We start from the raw sequence: 15,310 nt of genomic DNA on the forward strand, positions 1-15,310 counted from the left end.
CCGGTTGATAACGTTAAGCGTAGTAGACAGGTGAGCAAGCCGTAGGCTAAACCACTTTCCGCTAAGGCTGGCGCAGACGCGACAGCCCCAGCCGCATGGCGTTTAGTGCACATTTCTCCCTGAATCTTGCCCGATCCTCCAAAAGGCTGGAGAAAAAAAGAGCAGCAGGGGATGATAAGTGCGTTATTCATTCAGCGAGCGGCAAACCACCATGGATCGAAAAATCGTCTGCGCCCGGCTGGCGCAACAGGTCACCGGCCTGGTTAAGCAGGGCAACATGACGCCGGTGCCGGGTATCACCCTGTTTTATGCCAAGAACGGCTCGGTACGTCAGCCGGTAATGTATAAGCCAGCGATTGTGATTGTGCTGCAGGGCGAGAAAACCGGTTACCTCGGGCAAAGCGTATTCCATTACGATGCCAGCAAATATCTGATGCTGACGTTACCACTGCCGTTTGAATGTGAAACCTTTGCCACCGCCGAACGGCCGCTGGCCGGGCTGTCGCTGCGGGTGGATGCGCTTCAGCTACAGGATCTGCTGATCGATATCGGCGAAGATGACGGTTTCCATCCGCAGCCACTTAATCATGGCATACACTCCGCGCAGCTGACGGAGGAGATGCTGTGCGCCACCGAGCGATTGCTGGATGCGATGGCGCATCCGCGTGATGCGCGCGTGCTTGGGCCGAATATCGTGCGAGAAATTCTCTACCATGCGCTGCAAGGCCCGTGCGGTGGGGCGCTGCTGGCTTTAGTAAGCCGTCAGACGCAGTTCAGCCAGATTGCCCGCGCGCTGCGGCGCATTGAGCACCATTTCACCGATAGCCTGAGCGTTGACCAGCTGGCCGCAGAAGCCAACATGAGCGTTTCGGCCTTTCATCATAACTTTAAGGCCGTCACCAGCACTTCCCCTTTGCAGTACATCAAAAGCTATCGCCTGCATCAGGCGCGGCTGATGATGATGCAGGAAGGGATGAAAGCCAGCGTGGCAGCGCTGAAGGTGGGCTATGAAAGCCCGTCGCAGTTTTCACGGGAATTCAAACGGTATTTTGGCGTTACGCCGGGGGAAGAAATGACGCGTCTGCGCCATCCATGATGACGCTCAGGGTGAATTATAGCAGAGGCTATTCATTTAAATTAGATGCAATGCATTGATATAATTCAAGAAAATCTTAACAAAATAAGTGATTGAGAAGATCCTTAAAAAGCCATATATTGGCCGCGTTTTTTCATAGTAGTAGTTTCCTTTAATTCAATTATTCAACTGTTGCGTGACTGATACCTTCAGTTGTAGGAGTGATATGATGACGGATAAAGTCCGTATTGATAATTTAGGTGCGACTTCATTTGATGGTAACAATGAAACCTATTTGGCGCGACAAGCTGAATTTGAATCGAATGTCAGGAGTTATCCGCGCAAATTGCCGTTAGCCATTGCTAAGGCTGAAGGCGTGTGGATTTCCGATGTTGAAAATAATCAATATCTCGACTGCCTGGCCGGTGCAGGTACGCTGGCGCTTGGACACAACCATCCTGATATATTGCAAAGCATCCAAAATGTCATTACCAGCGGCTTGCCGTTACATACACTGGATCTGACTACGCCGTTAAAAGACCGCTTCTCAGAGTACCTGCTTTCTCTGCTGCCGGGCCAGGGCAAAGAGTACTGCCTGCAGTTTACCGGACCTTCCGGTGCCGATGCGGTTGAAGCAGCGCTGAAGCTGGCGAAGAAGTATACCGGCCGCACCGGGGTGATCAGCTTCTCCGGCGGCTATCATGGCATGACGCACGGTGCGCTGGCGGTAACCGGCAACCTGTCGCCGAAAGAAGCGGTTAACGGCATGATCCCTGAAGTGCAGTTTATGCCTTATCCACATCAGTACCGTTGCCCGCTGGGCATCGGCGGCGAAGCGGGTGTACAGGCATTAACCTATTACTTTGAAAACCTGATTAACGACGTCGAGAGCGGCGTGCGCAAGCCAGCGGCCGTGATCCTGGAAGCGGTACAGGGCGAAGGTGGGGTCAATCCGGCTCCGGCAGAGTGGCTGCAACGCATCCGTCAAGTCACGCAGGAGCACGGTATTCTGCTGATTATCGACGAAGTTCAGGCTGGCTTCGCACGCACCGGTAAACTGTTCGCCTTTGAACATGCTGGCATCGAGCCGGACATCATTGTGATGTCGAAAGCGGTCGGTGGTGGTTTGCCGCTGGCGGTGCTGGGCATTAAGAAGCAGTTTGACGCCTGGGAACCGGGCCATCATACCGGGACTTTCCGTGGCAACCAGTTGGCGATGGCCACCGGCCTGACCACCCTGCAGTATCTGAAGGAAAATCAGGTCGCCGATAAGGTCGCAGCCCAGGGCGAATGGCTGAAAGCGCAGCTGGCTGAGTTACAAAAACGCTATCCGGTGATTGGTCATGTGCGTGGTCTCGGTCTGATGCTCGGTATTGAGATCGTTAAACCTGATGAAACGCAGGATCAGATGGGCTGCTACCCGGCAGACGGGCAGTTATCTGCTGTGCTGCAAAAAAAATGCTTCGAAAATGGGCTGATCCTGGAGCGCGGCGGGCGTCACGGTTGCGTTCTGCGTCTGTTGCCCTCCCTGCTGATCTCCAATGATGAGCTGGGCATTTTCCTGGATAAATTTGAACAGGCGCTGTTAGCCGCTGGCGTTAAGCCAGTTTGTGTGGGGTAAACAGATGTCCAGGTTGAATCCTATTCTCGCCGCCAGCGCGCAAAGCAGTGAGGCGTACCAGCAGGCCATGGCGCAGAGCAGCGAAGCCGTGGTGCAGTGGCTGCAACAGCCAGAAATGTACCAGGGTAAAACCGTTGCCGAACTGCGTGAACGCATTGCGCTGGATTTCAATCCGCAGGGCCTGGGCAACCAGGCCGCCATTGAGCGCGCGGTTGAATTCTTCTTAAAAGACAGCCTTGCGGTGCATCATCCGCAGTGCGTGGCGCATCTTCACTGCCCAAGCCTGGTGGTGAGCCAGGCTGCCGAGGTATTGATCAACGCCACCAATCAAAGCATGGATTCCTGGGATCAAAGCCCGTCAGCGACCATCATTGAGATGAAACTGATTGAATGGCTGCGTAACCGCGTTGGCTATCAGCCTGGCGATGCAGGGGTATTCACCAGCGGCGGCACCCAAAGTAACCTGATGGGCCTGATGCTGGCACGTGATGCCTTCTTTGCCCGTCAGGGCCATTCCATTCAGCAGGACGGGCTGGTGGGCGATCTGCGTAAGATCAAAGTCCTGTGCTCTGAAAATGCGCACTTCTCGGTGCAGAAGAATATGGCGCTGATGGGGCTGGGCTACCAGTCGGTGACGTTGGTGAAAACTGACCGCTTCGCGCGCATGGACATCAACGATCTGGCGGAAAAAGTGGCGCAGGCACAGGCCAACGGCGAACAGATCCTCGCGATTGTCGCTACCGCCGGCACCACGGATGCCGGGGCTATCGATCCGCTGCCAGCCATTGCGCAACTGGCGGCAGAACACCAGATCTGGGTGCACGTCGATGCGGCCTGGGGCGGTGCGCTGCTGATGTCCGGGCAGTATCGTCACTATCTGGACGGTATTGAACTGGTGGATTCGGTTACGCTGGACTTCCATAAACAGTTCTTCCAGACCATCAGCTGCGGCGCCTTCCTGTTAAAAGAAGCCCGCCATTATGAGCTGATGCGCTATCAGGCGGCCTATCTCAACTCTGAGTTCGACGAAGCTCAGGGCGTACCGAATCTGGTGTCCAAATCGTTGCAGACCACCCGCCGTTTCGACGCGCTGAAACTGTGGATGAGCCTGGAAGCGCTGGGCGAGAAACAGTACGCAGAGATCATCGACCACGGCGTGACGCTGGCACAGCAGGTTGCGCAGTATGTTGATGAGCAGGCGTCGCTGGAGCTGGTGATGCAGCCGCAGCTGGCCAGCGTGCTGTTCCGCTACCGCCCGCCGCAGCTGGCTGACGGCAGTGATACTGCCATTGCGCTGCTCAATCAACGGATTGGCGATGCACTGCTGGAGTCTGGCCGTGCCAACGTTGGCGTAACTGAATTCGCTGGCGTAACCTGCCTGAAGATGACGTTGCTTAACCCGACGGTCAGCCTGCAGGATATCAGACTGCTGCTGGCGCTGGTTGAGCGCACGGCAGAACAATTACAGGGTGCCTGATATCACCAGGCCGGGCTAATGGCCCGGCTCCTTATACGGTGATCTGCAAAAGCAGATACCGCCTTCCTGCAACCTGAATGATTTTGCTGTAGCCCGGGGCCCGGTGTGTTTACCGGGCCTTTTTACGGCGAATGACCACCGCGATACTGCCGATCAGTCCGATGGACAGCATCACCAGCGGCAGCACCATTAAACAGGCCATCAGCTGATCTTCATGGCGTTTGATAAACGGCACCTGGCTAATGGCATAGCCCAGGCCCATCAAAATGGCCACCCATAACACCCCGCTCAACCAGTTGAACAGCTGAAAACGCCCATTTTTCAGGCCGGAAACCCCGGCAAGCGTAGGCAAAATGGTACGCACGAAGGCTAAAAAGCGCCCAAGCAATAGCGCCACCAGTCCGTGACGATGAAACAGGTGCCGGGCGCGCTGGTGGTACAGTTCGGGCAGATGGCTAAGCCAGCTTTTTAACAGCCTGGTGGTGCCCAACCAGCGCCCCTGCAAATAGCCCAGCCAACAGCCCAGACTGGCCGCCGCAGTCAGGATTACCATGGTGGGGATAAACTCCATTACCCCTTTGGCGACCATTGCCCCGGCTAACAACAGCAGGCTATCACCCGGTAAAAAGGCCGCCGGAAGCAGACCATTTTCCAACAGCAACGTCAGGAACATCACCCCGTAAACAACCCAAATCACATCCGGGTTGGCCAACGCGGCAAAGTCCTGATGCCACAGCGCCTTGACGATTTCGTACAGTACATCCATTCTTTATCCCGTTTATCCAGTCACTGTGATCCCGGTTCTTGCGGCAGCACCGCCCGCAGACCGGTCGCCAGCCGGAACGACGCTAAGTTTGCCTATTCTAACGTCATCGCGCGCAGAAGCTTTGATCAAAGGCCGGGTAAGGCGAAGGTTTTAACGTTTTGATTAGATGTTAGTGCATTATTGGCGCAGACGTTCGAAACCCGCGCGTAAATCGTCAATCAAGTCCTCAACGTTTTCCAGTCCGATATGCAAACGTACCAGCGTTCCGCTAAAGTCAATCACGCTGCCGGGGCGAATTGCCGCCAGTTCTTCTGGCTGACTGGCAAGGATCAGCGACTCATATCCTCCCCAGGAGTAAGCCATGCTGAAATGGCTGAAATGATCGAGATAGTGCGCCAGCTGCATATCACTGAGTTTTTCCGTTAAGACAAACGAGAACAGGCCGCTGCTGCCGGTAAAGTCACGCTGCCAGAACGCGTGGCCTTTGCACTGCGGTAAGGCCGGATGGTTGACCATGGCCACTTCGGGGCGCTCTGCCAGCCACTGCGCCACGCGGATGGCGCTCTGCTCATGTTGGCGCAGACGTACCGCCAGGGTACGCAGGCCGCGGCTGGTCATATAAGCGGTATCGGCATCGACCATTTGGCCCATCAGATAGGAGTTTTCCCGCAGCTGCGGCCAGCAGCGTGGGCTGGCTACCGCGGTGCCAATCATCGCATCGGAGTGGCCGATCAGATACTTTGTCCCGGCCTGAATCGAAATATCGATACCGAAATCCAGTGCACGGAACAGAATGCCGGCCCCCCAGGTATTGTCGATCATAATGATCGCTTCCGGCGCTTTGCTGCGTACGGCCGCGACGATGGCAGGCACATCCTGCACTTCCATGGTGATCGAAGACGGAGACTCAAGGAAAACCACGCGCGTGTTCGGCTGCACTTTTTCGGCAATCTCGCGGCCTGAGCCGCTATCAAACCAGGTGGTGGTCACATTCATCTTACTGAGGATTTTGGTGCAGAAGTCCTGGGTAGGTTCATACACGCCGCCGCTCATCAGCACGTTATCTCCGGCTGATACAAAGGCGAGAATGGCATTGGCCACCGCTGCGGCCCCGCAGGGGTAGAGCGCGCAGCCCGCCCCGCCTTCCAGTTCAGTCATCGCTTCCTGCAACGAAAAGTGGGTCAGAGTACCGCGGCGGCCGTAGAACAGTTCGCCGTCTGCCCGCCCGGCAGTCGCACGTTTCTTGTCGGCCAGGCTGTCAAATACCAGTGAGGAAGCCCGTTGGATAACCGGATTTACCGATCCCCGGGTATAACGTTTACCGCGCCCGGCACCGATGAGTGCTGTTTCAATTTTCTTTTTGCTGGTCATGGAAGTCCTGTTTCGTTTTCTGCCCTGATGCAACGTTAACACGCCAGACGCCACGACGAAATTAAGCCGTGGGGTAAGTGATAAAAATTCACCCTGCCTGCTGGCGCGATAGCGAGGGCAAAAAAGTGTAAAAAACGTCCTGTTTAAGGTAAATAGTAATGAGACACACTATCAATTCCCGACTGTTTTGATATGATCCGCACTGGATTTTTTTGGGTCAGCAATAAGACCTTGGAGACGCAGCGTGACAAATGATTTGATGCAGATGGATCTCTCCGTCTGGGGCATGTACCAGCATGCAGACATCGTGGTAAAAGCGGTGATGATCGGGCTTCTGTTGGCATCGGTTGCCACCTGGGCGATTTTCTTCAGCAAGAGTATCGAATTACGCAGCGCGCGCAAGCGTCTGAAGCGCGAGCAGCTATCGCTGGCTGCGGCGCGTTCGCTGGAAGAAGCATTGCAGATCGGTGGGGGTTTCCAGCGCCAGAGCCTGAGCACCTTGTTGGTTAAAGAAGCGGAAAACGAGCTGGAGCTTTCCGCCAATTCTGACGATAACAACGGTATTAAAGAGCGTACCGCCTTTCGCCTTGAGCGCCAGGTGGCAGCCATTGGTCGTCACGCGGGGCGCGGTAACGGTTTTCTCGCCACCATCGGTTCGATAGCGCCGTTCGTTGGCCTGTTCGGCACCGTATGGGGCATTATGAACAGCTTTATCGGCATTGCCCAAACCCAGACTACCAATCTGGCCGTTGTCGCTCCGGGGATTGCTGAAGCGCTGCTGGCTACCGCAATTGGGCTGGTTGCTGCCATTCCTGCAGTGGTTATCTACAACGTATTTGCCCGCACCATCGCTAGCTACAAAGCCTCACTGGGCGATGTTGCCGCTCAGGTTCTGCTGTTACAGAGCCGCGATCTGGATCTCGCTGCCAGCGAAGGCGCCCATCGCGTTCAGCCAGCTCAGAAGCTGCGAGTAGGTTAAGCATTATGGCAATGCGTTTAAACGAAGATCTTGATAGCAACGGTGAGATGCACGAAATTAACGTGACGCCGTTTATCGACGTGATGCTGGTGCTGCTGATCATCTTTATGGTTGCCGCACCGCTGGCTACCGTTGACGTGCGTGTCGATCTGCCTGCTTCTACCAGTGCGCCGCAGCCGCGCCCGGAAAAACCGGTTTACCTGTCAATTAAAGCGGATAAGCAGCTGTTTATCGGTAATGATGCGGTCAGCGAAGAGACGCTGATCGATACCCTGATACAACGTACCGAAGGCAAGAAAGACACCACCATTTTCTTCCAGGCTGATAAGTCGGTGGAGTATGAAACCCTGATGAGCGTAATGGATAAACTGCGCCAGGCCGGATATTTGAAGATTGGCCTGATGGGCATGGAAACCGCCGGCAAATAAGCTGACGGCGGGTGCTGCACTGATTAAGGGCGAACCCGTGGTTCGCCCTTAATTATGGTAGCTGGATTGCCGGCTCCATCAGACGACGCGCCTGATACTGCTTCACCAGGCGCTTAATGATCAGCGTACCCAGCAGGCCGCATACGGCGGCGAAAGAGAGCCATACTCCCGGCATCGCTTTATCTCCCGTGACATGGATCAGATAGCTGCACACTGCCGGGGTAAAGCCGCCAAACAGCGCGGTCGCCAGACTGTAAGCCAGCGAAAACCCGGTCGCGCGCACTTCTGCCGGCATCACCTCTGCCAGGTAAACCACCATCGCCCCGTTGTAACTGCCGTACAGGAAAGACAGCCACAGTTCGGCCAGCAATAAATGCGTTAAGCTCGGCGAGCCGACCAGCCAGTTCAGCACTGGCCATGCGGTGGCGATCATCAGCACGGTAAACAGCAGCAGTAGCGGGCGGCGGCCAATGCGGTCAGACAGCGAACCCATAACCGGTAGCCAGAACAGGTTAGAGATCCCCACACACAAGGTCACCAGGAAACTCTGTTTATCGCTGATCATCAGCACGGTTTTGCCGAAGGTCGGCGTGTAGGCGGTGATCATATAAAACATCACCGTGGTGGTGACGACCATCAGCATGCCGGCCAGTACCAGCGCCCAGTTGCGTCCTACCGAGTGAACAATCTGGCGCATGGACGGATGGTGTTTGCGCTGGCTGAACGCTTCCGTCTCTTCCAGCATGCGGCGGATCCAGAACAGAAATGGCACGATCAGGCAGCCAATCAGGAACGGGACGCGCCAGCCCCAGTCGGTCACTTCACCTTTATCCAGCAGGTGGTTCAACATCAAACCGAGCAGTGCGGCAAAGATAACCGCAATCTGCTGACTGGCGGACTGCCAGCTAACGTAGAATCCTTTTCTCCCCTTTGGCGCAATCTCTGACAGATAAACCGACACGCCACCCAGCTCTACCCCGGCCGAGAAACCCTGTAACAGGCGACCCAGCAAGATCATAATCGGTGCCGCCATGCCCAGCGTGCTGTAACCGGGTGTGATGGCAATGGACAGCGTACCCAGCGCCATTAATCCAAGGGTAAGCAACAAACCTTTGCGCCGTCCGTGCCTGTCGATGTAAGAGCCAAGGATAATGGCACCGAGCGGACGCATCAGGAAGCCGGCACCAAAGGTCATTAGCGTCAGCATCAATGAGGCGAAGGGATCATCACCGGGGAAAAATGTTTTGGCAATGGCCGTAGCGTAATAGCCAAATACCATAAAATCATACATTTCGAGGAAGTTACCGCTGGTAACGTTGAAGATACGTCTGGCTCCGCTTTGGCGTGAGACTGGCTGGGTTACATGTGAGGTCATTAACGTTTCCTTAGGTTTTTCACCGTTTTAGCCTGCCAGCGGGGTTTTTAATGTGATAAAGGTCTTTTTTTTCGCAGTAAGATATACATATTTGTAACAAATTGATAACAATTTGACGTATTTTCATCGGGCTTCAGGGATGAGCCGCACAGGAAAACAGATGCGACGACGGGTGCAGTGAGTGATTGTTAACCTTGACGGGTCGTCCTGATGATAAGGCCAGCTGGCTTTATGCCGCTGGCCAGAGGATGTCAGCGAAGAGCGGGCGCCAACCGCTGACGAGCATGTAAACCGGCTGTTTCATCCTTATTAACCGGTACTGGCCGTACGGTCAGTACCGCCTGCTCAGGAGTAAGACAATGAAGTGAAGGGGGCTTATTAACCGAGGTGATTACCGCCCGTCACGCCATGAACTTCAGCGGTGACATAGCTGGACTCCTGAGAAGCCAGGTAAACATACACGCCAGCCAGTTCTGCCGGTTGTCCTGCGCGCTTAAGAGGCGTCTGCTGACCGAATGTCGGAATGACGTCTTCAGGCTGCCCACCGCATATCTGCAACGGCGTCCAGACAGGCCCCGGTGCCACGCAGTTTGCGCGGATGCCTTTCTCTGCAACCTGTTTTGCCAGCGCCCGAGTGTAGGCAAGGATAGCTGCCTTGGTGGAGGCATAATCCAGCAGGTTAGGGCTGGGCTGGTAAGCTTGTATAGAAGAGGTGGTAATGATGCTGGCACCGGCAGGAAGAAGGGGGATCGCCGCCTGGGTGATCCAGTGCAGAGCAAAAACGTTAGTTTCGTAGGTTTTGCGGAACTGTTCGCTGCTCAGATCGGCAATATTTTCCACCGCTACCTGTTTCCCGGCAACCAGTGCCAGAATATCCAGCCCGCCGAGGGCTTTGTGGGCATCCGCCACCAGTTTTTTACTGAAGGCTTCATTACTGATATCACCCGGCAGCAGGACCGCTTTACGCCCTGCCTGCTCCACCAGTTTTGCCACTTCTTCTGCATCCTGCTGCTCATCTGGCAGGTATGAAAGGGCAACATCTGCGCCTTCACGCGCATAGGCAATCGCCGCCGCCCGGCCGATACCCGAATCAGCTCCGGTTACCAGCGCTTTACGATCCTGCAAGCGTCCGCTTCCGCGCCATGTTTTTTCACCGCAATCCGGCACCGGACGCATTTCAGCCTGAACGCCGGGTGCAGGTTGGTGCTGTTTGGGAAAGTCAGTTGCTGGATACTGAGTAAGGGGATTCTGCATTTTATATTGGTCGGTCATAATTCCTCCAGCTGTTGATGAACAATTTATTTAATATTTTCAGCCTGGCAGACTGAGGTAATTCGTCCAGTAAATAGCGATTTTTCATTCTATCTTAATGATGTTAAGGCAGAAAAAGAGTAAGTTAAAAAGTGTCCCGGCATTACAAAATATGAAGATTAATCCAAAGGCGCTAATTAATTTGCCGCGTCAGAAGTTCACTTAACCTGCGTTAAGCGGGGCAACGACAGCAGTGCCAGCCCTCCCCGCCAGTCAGTCAGAAAGACAAATCGACGGTCACCGTATCGCTATAGGACCCCGCCACCGGCGTGTTCTGGCTGGTCAGGATCAGCGCGTTATAGTTAAAGGTGCGCGTCAGCTGATCGCTGCTGATTGAGTTGGATGCCGAACTGGATACGCGAGCGGTGCCGGTATCGCCCCAGTAGGTGCTGCCGCTGCCCTGATAAATCTGGTAGGCCAGCAGGTTACTGCCGCTGGCCATATAACGCTGGTTACCTGTGGCGTGTAACCCATTGTTTAATCCCACGGTGTAAGTACTGCCTTTGGTACAAATCACGTTAATGGATTGGCTGACCGGCAGAAAACTGCCTACCAGCGGTGCGCTGCCAAAGTTGATAGCCGGGGCGGTAATGGTGGTGCAGTCATTGGTAATGGTAATGGTGACGGTAAAAGGAACGGTGAAAGTCCCGGTTTGTTGCTGTCCCAGTAAGCAGACTCCAAACAGGCCGATGCCGGTACAAATACGGTACGTGAACAATACCGAAAGCTGGCCTGTATAGGTGCCCGCCGGCACCACCGCGTTGGGTAATGTACGAATATAAAACGGGATGGGAAAGATGAAGCCTCCCAGTAAATTGGCGAGGTTTATCAGCTGACTTTGGCTGTAGTTCGTCGCAGCGCCGCCTATTGTCAGCTCGGTGCTGCAGTTAGAGGTGGAACAGAGTTGGATCGGGATGTAATTCGTACTCTGCGCCAGCTCACCGCGGCCACCGGCATTAGGCGTGGCGCTCGTCAGCCGTACGGAAATAAAGTCACTGCTCAGCAACACCACCAAACCACTGCCACAGTTAACGGTGATAGTGGTACTGGCCGTTTGCGGAGTGGTGTTAAGGGCAAATGACGTTACCGTACCGAGATTAACATTGACGCTGGTAGGGCTGATGCTACATGCCGCCCGCCCTGCCAGCGAATATCCCATCAGCAGCAATAAGGTCCACAGCAACAGCAGTTTTTTCATGGGGTAGTTTCCGTAGGTAACGGTGATAGTGCACAGACCAGAGGGCCGTAGGTCATCAGTGATTTCGGCTTAGTATCCGCCACCGTTAGTTCGGCGTTACAGAGGCGTCCGTCCGGGGTTTCAGCATGAATGGCGTTATGAACAGCCAGGTTTTCCATCCAGACAATGCCGTCGTATCCGACATACTCATTCTGCTGTCCGTCCCGGGTGAGGGTGGTGGATACCGGCAGCGGGTCGCCGTGCTGGTCGTACAGAATGACACTGGCGGCGCGCAGCGGTGTTATCGGGAAGTGCAGCAGATAGCCACTTTGCCGTTTGACCGCAAAGCGTTGCTCCACGCTGCTACTGGTCATATCGGCAGGCAGGTCGAGCGTATTAATTTCGTATTTTGCCGGATACCAGGCGCTGACGCGCGGCACCAGCAAATAACCTTGACTGTTGGTTTCACCCATCAGCTGATTTTCATAACTGACTTTGATATCCGGGTAATCGGTTTTGACCAGCACAAAGGCGTCGTTCACCTGGTTTGCGGCGAACAGGCTGTTGTCCATCAGGATCACCGAGCCGCTCAGATCCGCCCAGCGCGTGTTGTAGCTGTCATCGCCATAGAAACCGGCCGATGCGTCCAGCTGGTTGTTGCGCCATTGCACCGAGGCTTGACGGTAATGGCCATTGATGCTTTGGTTGGCCCATGCGGCATCGTAGGCCAGGCCACCATCAGATGGCATTGCTCGTGAAACCTCGACGCGCTGTGAGTTATTCCCCTGCGCATCGCGCTGCATCGTCATGCTGGCGTTGCTCAGGTTGCTGAACGGTATGACCAGCGAAAGCGCGCCTGACCAGTTGCCCGCCTGTTGGTCGCGAGTGGCGGAGAGATACAGGCTGCTGTTTCCCCATAAGGTTTTACTCCACGACAGGTTCAACAGTCGGGTGCGGTCGCCGGTAGCGGGGGTAATATCTATTAACGCGGCGCCGAGGTTGCCGAACCTGTCCAGCGCCAGGCTGGCACTGTATTGCGCGCTGCGGCGACTGAGCGTGGCGAAATTAAGGGTATTTGACGCCTGCTGCTCGCCATACAGGGCAAGGTTAGCGAACCCGGCGGAACGGACGGTTTGTTGAAAACCCACACTGTAACGGCTGGCGCTGTACTGATAGCCCCAGTTGTACTGGTTGCCTCTCTGCCCCTGCATCTGGCTTTGGCTGACAGCACCGTTGACTACCCCGAAAGATCCGATCCCCATCTGCACCCCGCCGCCGCCCAGAGCCAGCGATTTCGCTGCTTCTGCATGGCTTTCCAGCGTCAACCAGTCGTTTACGCCATAGCGGTAAGATCCGCTACTGGCCGCCTGGCCATAATCAAAGCTGTTTAATCCGTAGTTTTCACGCAGCGCACCGCCGGCAATCGAATAGTCAGAGAGGCCTTTTTTCAGCAGCGCGCTGGCCACATAAAACGGCAGGGTGGTACTGATGCGTCGCCCCAGCGCATCGGTGGTGACCACCACCGCCTCACCTGCACCGTTAACGAACGGCATATTGGTCAAGGAAAACGGTCCCGGCTGAACGCTGTTGCTGCTGTTTTTATAACCATTAACAAACAGATCGACGGTCGAAGGCACCGCAGCCTGGCCGGCGAACGAGGGCAGGGGATAAGTGATTAAATCCGGCCGCACCGAGAAATCGCGTCCAAGCTGAATCCCGCCGAGACGTACGCTGCTGCTCCATGCCAGTGAGTCCGTGACCAGATCCCCGACGCGCAGAGTCTGGGCATTTTCTTCATTTTCGGCTGCCCACCAGGTGTCATAGCGCGTATAGCCATCCTGTTGATAGGCGGATGAACCGGAGAGCTGCTGCTGCCAGATACCGTTGCTGGCAAACTGACCGCTGCTGCCAAAAAGACGCAGCTCGTTCCAGGCGGACAGATGGGAACCACCGCCACGGTTCTGACTGGTATAGAAATCATAATTCAGCAACGCTCCGTTACTGCTGCGCGCGGCGTAGTGCTCGCCATTGTGTGCCGCACCGCTGAATGTCTGCTCAGGTAACCAGTCGGGCGGTACGGTCAGCACGATACGCTGTCCCTGGCTGTCGTAATTCGCTTTCACCTGCTCCATAGCGGAAACATCTGTAATGGTGGAAGTGATGCGTGAACCAGGGAAGCCGACACGCAGCAGATCGCTGGCGCGGATCAGATAATGGTTGTTGTTAAACTGTACCGGGATCAGTTCGCCAGTATCGCGGCCGTTTATCGTCAGTGCCAGCGTCCAGGTTTGCTTCTCTCTTGTCGACGCAGCAGCAGGGGGCGGGGGCGGAAGCCCGTTGAAGGTTTCAGCGCAGACACCTGATGACGCCAGCCAGCTCAGTAGCCCTGTTATAGCCAGAGTACGGCGGTGTAATGTGGCAGCGCGGCGTCTCTGCATGGGTTACTGCACTGCGCTGCTGCGCCAGGTGATTTTAGTGCCCAGCTGTGCGCTCAGTTCCGCGCTGGCCGGTGCCTTAAACGGCAATGGGAAGGTGCGGCTGGCGTTGGCCAACACATAGCCCATCAGGCTGTCGGTGATGCTGCGACCGCCTAAAGCCACATTGCTCAGGCGTGCATGCCCATTGCCACGATTGGTAATTTCGATCGCCTGCTGGTTCCCCTGATTCACCAGTCGCCAGCTCAGTTTTGGCTGAATGTCTTTAGCACGCAGCCCGGGGCCATAAACAAACAGCGGTACCGAGTAACGCATCTGTAGATTCAACCCGACATTATTCTCTTCCTGTGGCTGCGGAGTGGGGATTTCATCCAGCAGCACCCGATAGGCGGCCTCTTGTCCGGCAGTGGGAGGGATCTGCTTGATTAGGCGTATCATCTGTCGCTTACCTGGCTCAATGCGTACCATCGGCGGGCTGGCCATCACCTGTTGCTGGGTCTGGAACTGTTCCTGACCCTGGTTTTGCTGCCACTGAAAGACCCGAACCTGCATCAACGTTGTGCTGGTACCGCGATTTTCCAGCCACAGCTCGGCGGCTTTTTCATCGCTGTTGATCCTGGGATCGATAGGCCAAATCATCACCGAATTTGCTGCCCGTGTAACCTGTGAGAGCAGCATGCTCAGCGCAACCAATAACAGCCCGGGAATACGCAGTAATGCCATCATCCTTTATTGCTCCTTGTAGCAAAATCACCAGCTTAGCGTCACCGTCAAGGTATCAGTATAACTACCGGCAGTATTGACCCCGGTCACCTGAAGATGACCGTAGACAGGTAAAATAATATTGTTCGCATTGCTGTAGCTAAGCGCCACGCTTTGGTTAACCGGAATAGCGGTCGTCAGACCGGCGTTGCTATACAGGCTGTATGCCACCCGATTAGTCCCGCCAGTCCGTTGCAGATTACGGCTGCCGCTGGCGTAGTGACTGCCACCGTTAATACTCATACTCAGCGCGGTGCCTGGGGTGCAGGCCAGCGTTATGGTGGCGTTCTGAACCAAACTGGCATTGGCGCTGTAGGTACCAATGGCAGGCAGAGAGCCAAAATCCAGCGTGCCATATACCCCGGTATTGGTGCCGGATACCACGCAACCGTTGACGATAGCGGCGTTAACCGCAAAGGATTGGGTCGGTAACGTCCATCCGTTACTGCTGAACAGCAGCAGCAGTGGAATTAGCGGGCATATAACGCCCGCAAACGGATTAGCCCGATGTGGCACAATCAGTTCCCCGGGAC

General features: G+C 55.3%; 13 protein-coding genes. 5 read left to right on the forward strand and 8 right to left on the reverse strand.

Translation table 11 applies throughout. The annotated features are described in order from the left end of the window. Nucleotides 1-211 precede the first annotated feature (211 nt). From JGC47_RS02465 to JGC47_RS02475, 3 genes are all read left to right on the forward strand, one after another. The gene (locus JGC47_RS02465; protein WP_024015151.1) at nt 212-1,096 is read left to right on the forward strand and encodes an AraC family transcriptional regulator; all 885 of its coding nucleotides are present in this window, start codon (nt 212-214) and stop codon (nt 1,094-1,096) included. 208 nt (nt 1,097-1,304) lie between these two features. Further along, nucleotides 1,305-2,696 carry a diaminobutyrate--2-oxoglutarate transaminase gene (locus JGC47_RS02470; RefSeq protein ID WP_024015152.1) on the forward strand — a complete coding sequence of 464 codons (1,392 nt, stop codon included), beginning with the start codon at nt 1,305-1,307 and terminating at the stop codon, nt 2,694-2,696. A 4-nt stretch (nt 2,697-2,700) separates the two neighbouring features. After that, on the forward strand, nt 2,701-4,173 hold the full coding sequence (locus JGC47_RS02475) for a pyridoxal phosphate-dependent decarboxylase family protein (protein WP_004155267.1): 1,473 nt from the start codon (nt 2,701-2,703) through the stop codon (nt 4,171-4,173). A 109-nt stretch (nt 4,174-4,282) separates the two neighbouring features. On the opposite strand, the gene JGC47_RS02480 is transcribed toward JGC47_RS02475, so the two are convergent. Both JGC47_RS02480 and metC read right to left on the reverse strand, forming a co-directional pair. After that, nucleotides 4,283-4,939 (reverse strand): DedA family protein, encoded by a 657-nt coding sequence (locus JGC47_RS02480; protein WP_004155268.1) that lies wholly within the window; start codon nt 4,937-4,939, stop codon nt 4,283-4,285. A 177-nt stretch (nt 4,940-5,116) separates the two neighbouring features. Next, a complete protein-coding gene (metC, locus tag JGC47_RS02485) occupies nt 5,117-6,310 on the reverse strand; it encodes a cystathionine beta-lyase (RefSeq protein ID WP_004155269.1) in 1,194 nt (397 codons plus the stop codon). Nucleotides 6,311-6,554: 244 nt separating this feature from the next. Here metC and exbB point away from each other — a divergent pair, with 244 nt between their 5' ends. Next, a complete protein-coding gene (gene exbB / locus JGC47_RS02490; protein WP_013036248.1) occupies nt 6,555-7,289 on the forward strand; it encodes a tol-pal system-associated acyl-CoA thioesterase in 735 nt (244 codons plus the stop codon). A gap of 5 nt (nt 7,290-7,294) precedes the next feature. Further along, on the forward strand, nt 7,295-7,717 hold the full coding sequence (gene exbD, locus JGC47_RS02495; protein ID WP_004155271.1) for a TonB system transport protein ExbD: 423 nt from the start codon (nt 7,295-7,297) through the stop codon (nt 7,715-7,717). A 52-nt stretch (nt 7,718-7,769) separates the two neighbouring features. On the opposite strand, the gene tcuC is transcribed toward exbD, so the two are convergent. The 6 genes from tcuC to JGC47_RS02525 all read right to left on the reverse strand — a co-directional run bounded on the left by tcuC (nt 7,770) and on the right by JGC47_RS02525 (nt 15,293). Next, nucleotides 7,770-9,092, reverse strand: coding sequence for an MFS transporter (gene tcuC, locus JGC47_RS02500; RefSeq protein WP_004155272.1), 1,323 nt, complete (start codon nt 9,090-9,092; stop codon nt 7,770-7,772). 378 nt (nt 9,093-9,470) lie between these two features. After that, a complete protein-coding gene (locus tag JGC47_RS02505; protein ID WP_004155273.1) occupies nt 9,471-10,364 on the reverse strand; it encodes an SDR family oxidoreductase in 894 nt (297 codons plus the stop codon). Between the two features lie 256 nt (nt 10,365-10,620). Further along, nucleotides 10,621-11,601 (reverse strand): Csu type fimbrial protein, encoded by a 981-nt coding sequence (locus JGC47_RS02510; RefSeq protein ID WP_004155276.1) that lies wholly within the window; start codon nt 11,599-11,601, stop codon nt 10,621-10,623. Beyond that, a complete protein-coding gene (locus tag JGC47_RS02515) occupies nt 11,598-14,018 on the reverse strand; it encodes a fimbria/pilus outer membrane usher protein (protein ID WP_004163947.1) in 2,421 nt (806 codons plus the stop codon). The genes JGC47_RS02510 and JGC47_RS02515 overlap by 4 nt, the downstream gene beginning before the upstream one ends. A gap of 3 nt (nt 14,019-14,021) precedes the next feature. After that, entirely contained in the window at nt 14,022-14,741 is a 720-nt protein-coding gene (locus JGC47_RS02520) for a fimbrial biogenesis chaperone (RefSeq protein ID WP_004155278.1), read from the reverse strand. A 24-nt stretch (nt 14,742-14,765) separates the two neighbouring features. After that, nucleotides 14,766-15,293 carry a Csu type fimbrial protein gene (locus JGC47_RS02525; RefSeq protein ID WP_004155279.1) on the reverse strand — a complete coding sequence of 176 codons (528 nt, stop codon included), beginning with the start codon at nt 15,291-15,293 and terminating at the stop codon, nt 14,766-14,768. Between the last annotated feature and the right edge of the window lie 17 nt (nt 15,294-15,310).

Origin of the sequence: Erwinia amylovora (genome assembly GCF_017161565.1) — a bacterium.
GTDB classification, from domain to species: Bacteria; Pseudomonadota; Gammaproteobacteria; order Enterobacterales; family Enterobacteriaceae; genus Erwinia; species Erwinia amylovora.

Coding starts and splice junctions, on each gene's coding strand:
- JGC47_RS02465 (WP_024015151.1), top strand. CDS start 212: ATGGATCGAAAAATCGTCTGCGCCCGGCTGGCGCAACAGGTCACCGGC.
- JGC47_RS02470 (WP_024015152.1), top strand. CDS start 1,305: ATGACGGATAAAGTCCGTATTGATAATTTAGGTGCGACTTCATTTGAT.
- JGC47_RS02475 (WP_004155267.1), top strand. CDS start 2,701: ATGTCCAGGTTGAATCCTATTCTCGCCGCCAGCGCGCAAAGCAGTGAG.
- JGC47_RS02480 (WP_004155268.1), bottom strand. CDS start 4,939: ATGGATGTACTGTACGAAATCGTCAAGGCGCTGTGGCATCAGGACTTT.
- metC (WP_004155269.1), bottom strand. CDS start 6,310: ATGACCAGCAAAAAGAAAATTGAAACAGCACTCATCGGTGCCGGGCGC.
- exbD (WP_004155271.1), top strand. CDS start 7,295: ATGGCAATGCGTTTAAACGAAGATCTTGATAGCAACGGTGAGATGCAC.
- tcuC (WP_004155272.1), bottom strand. CDS start 9,092: ATGACCTCACATGTAACCCAGCCAGTCTCACGCCAAAGCGGAGCCAGA.
- JGC47_RS02505 (WP_004155273.1), bottom strand. CDS start 10,364: ATGACCGACCAATATAAAATGCAGAATCCCCTTACTCAGTATCCAGCA.
- JGC47_RS02510 (WP_004155276.1), bottom strand. CDS start 11,601: ATGAAAAAACTGCTGTTGCTGTGGACCTTATTGCTGCTGATGGGATAT.
- JGC47_RS02515 (WP_004163947.1), bottom strand. CDS start 14,018: ATGCAGAGACGCCGCGCTGCCACATTACACCGCCGTACTCTGGCTATA.
- JGC47_RS02520 (WP_004155278.1), bottom strand. CDS start 14,741: ATGATGGCATTACTGCGTATTCCCGGGCTGTTATTGGTTGCGCTGAGC.